The organism is Chitinivibrionia bacterium (genome assembly GCA_009779925.1).
Classification (GTDB): domain Bacteria; phylum Fibrobacterota; class Chitinivibrionia; order Chitinivibrionales; family Chitinivibrionaceae; genus WRFX01.
This window is the reverse complement of record WRAZ01000053.1, coordinates 1-10,217: the sequence shown is the minus strand read 5'-3', so window position 1 is coordinate 10,217 and position 10,217 is coordinate 1. Positions and strand designations below refer to the sequence as shown.

Below are 10,217 nucleotides of genomic sequence, written 5' to 3'. Positions count from 1 at the left end.
GGCACAAGCAGGGCGGTAACGCAACAATTAAGCGAGGGCAAAAAATACGGAGACATTAAAAAGGTTTATTCTATTGACGTTGTCTATTTTAATCTCGGAAAAGGTACGGATTATGTCTATCACGGCACAACAACTTTTAAGGGAATTCACAACAACGAAACACTTTTGCTTTCGGAAAATGAAATGAAATTTTTACCGAAGCACTTGCAAGACGGAGAGCAAAGCGCGGGGAAATTGTTTCCCGAGTATTATATTTTATATCCCGAAAAATTTGATGAAAACATAAAAAACAAGTTTGATGAATGGATTTATACTCTGAAGACATCAGTTGTGAAAAGTAATTTTTCTGCGGCGGGAATTCAAGCGGCGGGGAAAAAGTTAGATAAAGCAAAAATGACGAAAGCAGAGCGGGAAAGATACGAGCATTATCTGAAATTTGAAAGGGTGAAAGATAGTGAGATTGAGTCCGCGAAAGATGAGGGAAGAATTGAAGGCGAAGCCAAAGGAAGAATGGAAGGCGAAGCCAAAGAAAAAATAGAAATCGCTCAAAACCTCAAGAAAATGGGACTATCCACAGAACAAATCGCCCAAGCAACAGGTCTCACAGAAGCCGAAATAAAAGCCTTCTAAACCACCCACCAAAGGCAAGCCACAAAACCTTGCCTTTCCCCCTTCTACTCTCCAACACCCCCCACGCATTGATAACACGAGGAGCAATCCCCTCTCTGTCATTGGTCTCCGAAACAAACTCCCCAAGCCCAAGCGCAGAGTTAAACATTGGAATATAGGGAGCAAAATTACCTTCAAGCACCGTTCTGCCATCCCACCAAGTTGCCACATCGTTATTTTGCCCCCGAAGATCAAGCCTTTGAACGTTGCCGTTAAAAGCACTGCCGATGTTAATTCTTGTGTTTGTATTTGCAGATTGCGCATCCAGAGTAAGCGTGCCGATTGGGGCGTTATTGTTCAATGTGGAAACAAGAGCACCGCCGACATCAATACACTTTCAAATCACTGTCTTGGACTTCTACGGCGTTGCCTTTTAGTTTTAGGATTGCTATGCCGTGTTTTCGGGCGGCTTCTTCGGCTTGTCTATCGAAAGACATTCCACCAATGGCAAGATAAATTTTTTCTTTGGCGTGTTCTGAAAAAAGTGCTTTGAAAGATGAAACCTTGTCTTTTAAATCATTTACATCTTTGCTGCAAACTTTATATTTTACTTCTACTATGCAAGAAGCAACTTTATTGGTCATTACTATATCATACTCACCCATAAGAGTGCCATTGTCGGTATAGCGGGTATTGGATAAATTTCTCATAATGTGGTCAAAATGAACATTACCTATGGTCTTAGTTTTTTTCAACGAATTGTAGAAATAATCCTCAGCGACTTGACAATTGCTGTCGTCTATACCGCCGATTTTTCTATTGGTAGATTTTATGCTTTTGCGTAATTTCTTCCATTGCTCTTCCTGCAAATTTTCTATACGCGTAAGATTGGCGGTGCTTTCCGCCTGCAAAACCTTAAGTTCAGCAAAACCTTTTGCGTTCGCCTCTTGTTGCTTTTCTATACGCGCGAAACCTTTCATAGTGTCCGCCATTTTCTCTGCGCTTTCAGCCATTACAGCGCGAATTGCAGCCATTTCCCTTTCCCATTTTTCCATAATCTACCTCCAAATATTGCAAATATTTCAAATCTTTAAATATAAAATAATATTTGCCCAAAGAAGAACGCGAGAAAAAAACTCCTCCCCTCTACTCCAACACCCCACCCGCATTGATAGAAAACTGGGGACTAATCACCTGTCTGACATTATTATTCGAAACAAACTCCCCAAGCCAAACCTTCCAATATTGGTAGCCACATTGCCTTCAAGCACCGTTCTGCTTTCCCACCAAGATGCTACCGATAGTACAGTATTAATTTGCCCCCGAAGATCAAGCGTTTGCACATTGCCGTTAAAGCCGGGTCCCACATTAATTCTTGTGTTTATAAGATTGGTTTGCGCATTCAGAGTAAGCGTGCCGATTTGGGCATTACCGTTCAATGTGGGAACACGATTAGCGGCGGCACCGGCAGTGGCTCCTATATATACGTCGGCGGGAATTTGGTTGTAATCAGGTCCTCTGGTGTTGCCCGTAATAGTTCCGCCGTTCATATTAAATTGTCCGATAATCACTTCTACACCAGCGCCGGCATTGGTGGTGGTGACTGCTGCCGTATTACGGTTTCCTGTAATGCTGCCGCCGTTCATAGTGAAAGTTCCGCCTACAGACACCGCAGCGGCAGTAGCGTTATGCCCGATAATCCTTGAACCCGCCTCCATAATAAAATTGCCTGATATACCAACAACACTTCCTGCACCCGTTGTGCTTCGTCCTTGCAGAGTAATGTTATTTCTAAGCGAAAGAGTTGCATTGGCGTTGGTTATCGAAAAGAGATTATTGCCGGCAACATTATGCGTTATTGTACGACCTGCGCCGTAAAGATTGATAATGACATCGGCAGTGCCGAGCGTCATTCCTGTTTCAACCGTCTGATCCGCAAGAAGCGTAACGGTGTAAGTTCCTGCCGTTGCGATTGAGGCAAACGCATTTGCGAGGTTGCTAAAGCCCGTGGTTGTTGTGCCGTTGAAGACGGTTACGGTAGGTGGCGTAGTCGATATCAAACGCCCCAAATTATCGCCCGAAGCGCCGATTGTGTATGCGGTTGGGCTTATCGTCTCTCTGATATTTCCCGACGAAACAAACTCCCCAAGCCCAAACCTTCCAATAGTTGTAGAATTCACATTACCTTGAAGCACCACTTTGTTTTCCCATAATATAGCCCCAATATTATTACTCCGAAGATTAAGCGCTGTGACACTACCCGTAAAATTATTTCCGATTTCAATTCTTGTGTTTATTGTTGCGGATTGCGCATTCATTATAAGCGTGCCGATATGGGCGTTACCCCCCAATGTGGGAACAAGATTAGCGTTGACGAGGGTAGTGGCTCCTATATATACATCAGCCGAATGTTCTGCGTTAGGTCCTCGGGTGTTGCCCGTAATGCTTCTGCCGTTCATATTAAATTGTCCGTTAAACACGGTTAGACCTGCGCCGACATTGGTAGTGCCGACTGCAGTTGTATTACGGTTTCCTGTAATGCTGCCGCCGTCCATATTGAAAATTGCGCCTGCGTTGTTTAGATAAACTGCGGCGCTTGTAGCGGTACTAGCATTATGCCCTGTGATACTTGAGCCAGCAGCCATATTGAAAGTGCCGCCTGTCATATTTACGGCTACCCCTCCGCCCGCTGCGGTATGCCCGATAATCCTTGAGCCCGTCAGCATATTGAAAATGCCGTTTGTCATATTTATAATATGTCCTATGCCGCCCGTTGCTCCTGTTCGTCCTTGCAGAGTTATATCATTTCCAAGCGAAATGGTTGCGGAGGCGTTGCTTATCGTAAACATATTAGTTCCGACTGCGGTATTCTGCGTTATTGTGCGCATACCGCCATCGCCTTCAAAAGTGATAGTTGTATTGGGAGTGTTGAATGTCCTTAATGCGGTAATTTCCTGATCTTCAAAAAGCGTTACGGTGTAAGTTCCCGCTCCTTCCGTTTGGATTGAGTTAAGCGCATCGGTGAGGTTGTCAAAGCCGCGTATTGGGTCGCCTGTGGCAAAGCCGCTGACCACTACGGGGTGCCCCCCCTGCTCAATCTCGAATGTTTGCGTTGCCGTTCCGCTGTAATTTCCTGTTCCCGTGATGGTAATTGTCGCCGTTCCCGCGTTTATATTATCCGTAAATGCCGCGGTAAAATCCGTTCCTGCGACTAAAGTTGTGCCGTTTACAACAACGCTGAACTCAGGGATTTGCGGCGTGCCGTCATCCTTATGCGTGCTTGAAACGGTAATTGTTGCAATTCCCGCGCCGTTAATCGGTCTTGCGCCGACCGTAAGCGCGCCGTTTACCCAAGTGATTTCGTAATTATTCGAAGTCAAGCCGCTCGGAACTGTCTCGTGTGTTCCAACGCCGCTTGTTTGGGTATAAACGGGATTTGTGGCAACCGTTAAAGTTCCGCTCAAATCGCTCGTGGCTCGGGTTTCGCCGCCCACAAAGCCGCTGAAAGTCGCCTCCAAAACGGGGGTTAAGGGGTCTTGGAAAACAATTGTCCTGCTTTCCGCGCTAACTGTCAGCGGCGCTTTGCTTATGGTCGCCGTGGTCGTATTTATTGTTCCGATTGAATAATTGCCCGCTCTGGTTCCGCCGAGAGTAAATCCTGTCGCGCTCACGGTATTATTTGTTCCCGCGTTTACATCGGCAAAGGTCGCGGTTCCTCCCTGCACAAAAATTTCGGTTGCGGTATATGTGCCAACCAAGCCGCCCGAAACTATGGTTCTTTCGGTAATGGTCGCCGAATTATTGCCGTCGTAAACTTTATTTGCCGCAGTAAAGTTGATGTCGAGCGGTTTTGGGGCGATTGTAAATGTCTCCGTTTTTGTTCCGCTGTAATTTCCCGTGCCTGTAATAGTAATCGTTGCTGTTCCTGCGTTGGTGTTATTGGAAAGCGAAGTCGTAAAATGCGTTCCCTCAACCAAATCGAAACTGCCGATTCTTGCCGTAAACGTCGGAGTTTGCGCCGTGCCGTCATACGTATGAGTGCTCGAAACGACAATTGTTGCAAAATCCAAATGCGGAATTATTTCAAAATTCGCCGATTTTGTTCCGCTGTAATTTCCGCCAAGGGTTGCTGTGATTGTCGCTGTTGCCGTGCCGACGTTTGTGTTATTGCTGAAAGAAACGTCATAATCGCTTGTAGCAATTCCGAGCGGAGAAATCGCGTTGTCGCTGACCGTCAAACTTGGCTCAATCGCGTTAGACGTATATGCCTGATTAGCAATCGCGGCTATATCGACGTTAGCAATATCGCGTTTGGTTATTTCAAAAGTATTTGCAGTATTCAGAGTAATATTGTAATTATTCCCCGCCGACAAAGTTCCGATATTAAACGCGCGAGTTCCGATATTTTCACCCGCCGCCCGTGCAAGCGCACCGCTGAAACTATTGCCTGTAATTAAGGGCTCGCTCGAAGTATAGGTAAATGTCGGGTCTGCTTGTCCGAACACTTTACTTTGCCCTGCGTTCGGCGTTATTGTTATTGGTCTTAGCGTGATATTCGCCGCCGTAAATGCGGGTTGCGCTGTCGGGTGAGTGTAATTTCCTGCGTGCGTGCCGCCGACTGCCCAATCGCTTGCAGTAATTCCGATTCCCGTGCCGACATTTACGCTGTTAAATACCACTGTTCCCGCTTCAACGGTGATATTATCGCCCGCAATTATGCCGTTTAATGTTGGTGCGTTATTGACGGTTGCAGTATTTTCGCCGTCGTAAACTTTGTCGTTCACGGTGTTGCCTGTTGTGCTCCAAGAGAGCGCTCTTCGCGTAATATTCGCCGTCGTGGTTGTGCTTGCGCCTACATTTGCGACACTATAATTCTCCGCTCCTGTGCCTGTGAGCGATATTCCGCTAACGGTGATAGTTTTTCCGTCGCCGATATTTGCGTTATCGAATGTCGCCGTATATGCAAAAGTCGGCGCATCGGGCGAAATGAAATTCGGCGTTGCCGTCAAATTAACCGTTGCGGTGGTGGTGCCGTCGTATTCTTTGTTTGTACCCGTCGCGGAAATTACAACTTCAAGCGGATTTATCACGCCCGTATTTATTGTAAGCGTATTATTCGCAGGCAAAATTTCGTAATTATTTGCACGCGCAGTATTGCTCAAAGCAACGGTAGCACTCACGGTTTTGTTAGTTCCTGCGTTTCTGTCGGCAAATAGCGCATTGCTCACGGTGAAATCCGTGTCGAGCGTAAGGGTTTCGCTATTTTGCAAGCCGACAAAATTCACGGCGGTTATTGTAGCGTTTCTGTTTCCGTCAAAGGTTTTTGCCGCCGAAGTTCCGCCGCTAAGTGTAAGTCCGCGTTTATCGATTTCGAAAGTTTGCGTTGCCGATCCCGTGAAATTTCCTGCGGCAGTTATGGTGATTGTCGCCGTTCCTGCGTTTATATTATTCGTAAATCCTGCGGTGAAATCAGTGCCCGCAACCAAATTTACAGTGCCTATAGCAACGCTAAACGTCGGAGTTTGCGCCACGCCCGTGTACGTGTACGCGCCTGAAACTGTAATAACAGCATCATTCAGCGACATTTCGCCGACGGTGAGTGTTCCCGCGACAAAATTAATCGCATAATTTGTAGAAGTCAATCCACTCGGCGTTATGTTGTAAGTACCAACAGGACTTGGAGGAGTAGCAGTGTGGTCGTAATCGGTCGTAAACGCCAAAGTTCCACCCAAAACGCTTTCGGTTTCGTTGTTCACAAAGCCGCTGATAGTCGCAGTAAACGTCGGCGCGGCAGAGCGGAAAGTTGTGGTTTTGTCATCGGCGGTAATAGTCAAAGGAGCAGGTGTAATATTTGCCGTTGCCGTTTCTATTGTCTGAATAGTATAATTACCCGCTTTAGTTCCGCCGAGAGTAAATCCTGTCGCGCTCACGGTTTTGCCGTTTGCCGCATTTGCGTTATTAAAGGTCGCCGTTCCTCCTTGCACAAGAACTTCGGTGTCATTATCGGTAGTCGCCAAGCCCGAAACTATGAATCTTGTAGCAATCGCGGCGGTATTATTTCCGTTGTAAACTTTGTTTTCCGCGGTAAAGCCGACGACGAGCGGTCTTGCCGTGATATTCGCCGCCGCAAACACAGGTTGCCCTATCGGGTGAGTGTAATTTCCTGCGTGCGTGCCGCCAACTCCCCAGCCGCTTGCAGTAATTCCTATTCCGTTGGCAACATTTACGCTGTTAAATATCACGCTTCCTGTTCCGACGGTAATATCATCACCCGCAATTATTCCGAGTAAGGTTGGCGCAGTAAGAACGGTTGCCTCGTTGTTGCCGTCGTAAATTTTATTATTCACGGTGCCTGTTGTGCTCCAAGAAAGCGCGGCGGGGGTAATTTGGAAATTCGCCGAAGTTGTTCCTGTGTAGTTTCCGGTCGCCGTAATTGTCGCGGTCGCCGTGCCGACATTTGTGTTATTGCTGAAAGAAACGTCATAATCGCTTGCGACAATTCCGAGCGGAGAAATCGCATTGTCGCTGACTGTCAAAGTCGGTGTAATCGCGTTTCTTGTGTATGCTTGATCGGCAATCGCGGCGATTGTCGCATTTGAAATATTACGCGGAGTTATCGCAAAAGTATTTCCTGCGATAAAGCTTAGTTCGTAATTGCTTCCCGCCGACAAATTTCCGATAGTAAAGGCGTAAGTTTCGACGTTATTTCCTGCCGCCCGTGCAAGCGCACCGCTGAAAGCGTTTCCTGCGATTAATGGCTCACTCGGCGTAAATTCAAACGTTGGGTCTGCTTCGCCGAATACTTTAGTTTGCCCTGTATTTGGAGTAATATTTATCTGTCTTGGGGCGATTATAAATGTTTCCGTTGCTTCTCCGCTGTAATTTCCCGTGCCTGTTATGGTAATCGTTGCTGTTCCTGCGTTTATATTATTAGAAAACGAAGCCGTAAAATCCGTTCCCGCAACCAAATTTGCACTGCCGATACTTGCCGTAAACGTCGGCTCTTGCGCTATGCCGTTATATATATGAGTGCTCGAAACGCTAATTTCCGCAAAATCCAAATTCGGGATAATATTGAAATTCGCCGTTTTTGTTCCGCTGTAATTTCCGCCTGCCGTCGCCGTAATTGTTGCAGTCGCTTGTCCGACATTTGTGTTATTTGTAAACGATACTGTATAATCTCCCGAAACAATCGACAATCCCAAAGCGTTGTTATCGCTAACCGTCAAAGTCGGTGTAATCGCGTTAGACGTATATGCCTGATTAGCAATCGCGGCTATATCGACATTAGCAATATCGCGTTTTGTAATCTCAAAAGTATTTGCAGTATTCAGAGTAATTTCATAATTATTCCCCGCCGACAAAGTTCCTATATTAAACGCGCGAGTTCCGATATTTTCCTCCGACACTCTGCCAAGCGCACCGCTGAAAGTGTTTCCTGGGATTAAGGTTTCACTCGAAGTAAATTCAAAGGTTGGGTCTGTTTCGCCGAATACTTTACTTTGCCCTGCGTTCGGCGTAATATCTATCGGTCTTCTGCCGATTGTAAAGTTTTGCGTTTGCCTCTCCGCTGTAATTTCCTATTCCGCTAACGGTGATTATCGCCGTATTTTCGCCTGCGTTTATGTTGTTCGCGAACGTTGCGGTAAAGTCCGTGCCTGCAACCAAATTTACGCCGTTTACAACGACCTCGAACGTCGGAATTTGCGCCAAACCCGTGTAATCGTGTGCGCTCAAAACGGTAATTTCCGCGCCGACAACCGTTCTTTCATTGACCCTGAGCACTCCGTCCACAAACACAAATTTATAGTTGGAATTCCCCAAAATCATGCTCCCCACGCTCGGACTTATCTTGTAAGAAGCGCCAATCGGACTGCTTGGATTGTAATCGGTGCTAAATTCGGGCGCGCCCATAACTCCCGCCGCCGCCAAACTGTTTTGCCCGCCAACGCCCTCAACCGTAAATTCCCAATCGCCGGGAATCGGCGCGCCGTAAATCACGGTTTTGTCGCTCGCAATTATCTTCAGATTTGCAGGAAAAATATCGAAATCAACGGTTTTTGAGCCGAAATAATTGCTGTTTTCGACCGCCGTAATCGTTAATTGCGCAGTTCCAACGTTAATATTATTCGCCAAACTCACCGTAAAATGCGCCCCCGCCGCGAGCAAAACGCCATCGTGCGACGCAGTTATATTCGGACTTATTTCGGAAGCCGCATATATGATTTCGCCCCCGCCAAAACTTATTTCGGAGTAAGCCAAATCGCCTATCCAGCGGGCAAAAACCGTTATATCTTGGCTCATAAGATGTTCGGTTTCGTATTGCGCCGCCTCCGAAGCCGCGCTTTCAAACCAGCCGACAAAATCGTATTTTTCGCGCCGCGCATAATAGGTTTTCCCATTGCTCTGTCTTTCATTTTTGCCGTTGCCTACATACCTCTAAATTATTAAAACTGCCCGCGCAATAACATCCAAGCGAACAATTTCACACCCTAATACTTGCCCAATACCATTTTTAGGATTTTATCAAGTACATAATATATATCCGGTATGGGTTGGTTGTCAAGGAAAAAACGCTTCTGCTGTTTTCCTGCTTGCGCAAAATGTATTTTATAATAAAATTGAAGCCATCTATAACCATAAAAAAGAAAGAACTTGACGTGAAAGAAGAAAGCGAAGAAGAAGAAAAAGAACAGCGCAACAATTGGACATTATGGTTTGTTAAAATAATGAAATATTTGCTTGCCGATTACGAACGTGATTTGAAAATTATACGCGAGTATGACTTATTCAAAGACCCGCCGATAATTGATGTCGTAATAATAAAATTACTTGACGATTGCGTTATTGAAAACACTGTCGGAAAGTTCTTTAACAGGCACAATATTATAGAATTTAAGAGCCCGAAAGATACTTTGAGCGTGCAATCTTTCAAAAAAGTTATCGGTTATTCTTTCTTTTATATGTCGCAAAACGACATTGATGTAGAGGATACGGCAATTTCGCTTGTTTCGGTAAGATACCCGAGAAAATTGATTGCATATTTAGAAAAAAGAAAAAACTTTAACATTGTGCCGTCGCAAGATGTGGGAATATATTATATTATACCCAAAAGCGGCGACGAAACACCACTGCCGAAAATGCAACTGATTATAACTTCGCGATTAGTTGCCAAAGACGTAGAATGGCTCGAAAAATTAAGGGACAATCTCACGGTCAAGAATTTGGAAGAGTGTTTTGATTTATACGACAGCGCCGACAAAAACCGTGAGCAGCTTGAAGAAGTATTGGACGGGTTAATAGCGGCTAATCACGAATTATTGGAGAAGGAGGAATTTATGACCACGATGGAAAAGAAATACAGAAAAAGTTTTGCCGTTTTTGCGGAAAGATCCGGTATGGCGCAAGATTGGGAACGGCGCGGAATGCAACAAGGAATGCAACAAGGAATGCAACAAATAATATCTTTCCTGAGCAGTGGACATTCCCTCGAAGAGGCAAAGGAAAAATTCGCCTACGCTTAAAACAATTTACCGCTCAAAAACACACAAAAAACACAATTCTTCAACAAAATTCACTCACCCCCTTGCGCGGAGGCTTGCCGCTTT

General features: G+C 45.7%; 6 protein-coding genes. 2 read left to right on the top strand and 4 right to left on the bottom strand.

Translation table 11 applies throughout. From position 1 onward, the window contains the following. Window positions 1–630: Rpn family recombination-promoting nuclease/putative transposase (locus FWE23_10520; protein ID MCL2845862.1), on the top strand; the 630-nt coding region annotated here is incomplete at its 5' end. On the opposite strand, the gene FWE23_10515 is transcribed toward FWE23_10520, so the two are convergent. From FWE23_10515 to FWE23_10500, 4 genes are all read right to left on the bottom strand, one after another. After that, the gene (locus FWE23_10515; GenBank protein MCL2845861.1) at window positions 602–970 is read right to left on the bottom strand and encodes a hypothetical protein; all 369 of its coding nucleotides are present in this window, start codon (window positions 968–970) and stop codon (window positions 602–604) included. The genes FWE23_10520 and FWE23_10515 overlap by 29 nt on opposite strands. A gap of 25 nt (window positions 971–995) precedes the next feature. Continuing rightward, window positions 996–1,664 (bottom strand): hypothetical protein, encoded by a 669-nt coding sequence (locus FWE23_10510; GenBank protein MCL2845860.1) that lies wholly within the window; start codon window positions 1,662–1,664, stop codon window positions 996–998. A 135-nt stretch (window positions 1,665–1,799) separates the two neighbouring features. Next, window positions 1,800–8,132 (bottom strand): YDG domain-containing protein, encoded by a 6,333-nt coding sequence (locus FWE23_10505; GenBank protein ID MCL2845859.1) that lies wholly within the window; start codon window positions 8,130–8,132, stop codon window positions 1,800–1,802. Then, entirely contained in the window at window positions 8,107–8,913 is an 807-nt protein-coding gene (locus tag FWE23_10500; GenBank protein MCL2845858.1) for a hypothetical protein, read from the bottom strand. Before FWE23_10500 ends, FWE23_10505 begins: the two co-directional genes overlap by 26 nt. 251 nt (window positions 8,914–9,164) lie before the next feature. Between FWE23_10500 and FWE23_10495 the strand changes: the two genes are divergently transcribed. Then, the gene (locus FWE23_10495) at window positions 9,165–10,133 is read left to right on the top strand and encodes a hypothetical protein (GenBank protein MCL2845857.1); all 969 of its coding nucleotides are present in this window, start codon (window positions 9,165–9,167) and stop codon (window positions 10,131–10,133) included. Window positions 10,134–10,217: the final 84 nt, after the last annotated feature.

What these genes read in the sequence shown, in the direction of transcription:
- FWE23_10510 (MCL2845860.1), bottom strand. Translation starts at nt 1,664, where the DNA reads ATGGAAAAATGGGAAAGGGAAATGGCTGCAATTCGCGCTGTAATGGCT.
- FWE23_10500 (MCL2845858.1), bottom strand. Translation starts at nt 8,913, where the DNA reads ATGAGCCAAGATATAACGGTTTTTGCCCGCTGGATAGGCGATTTGGCT.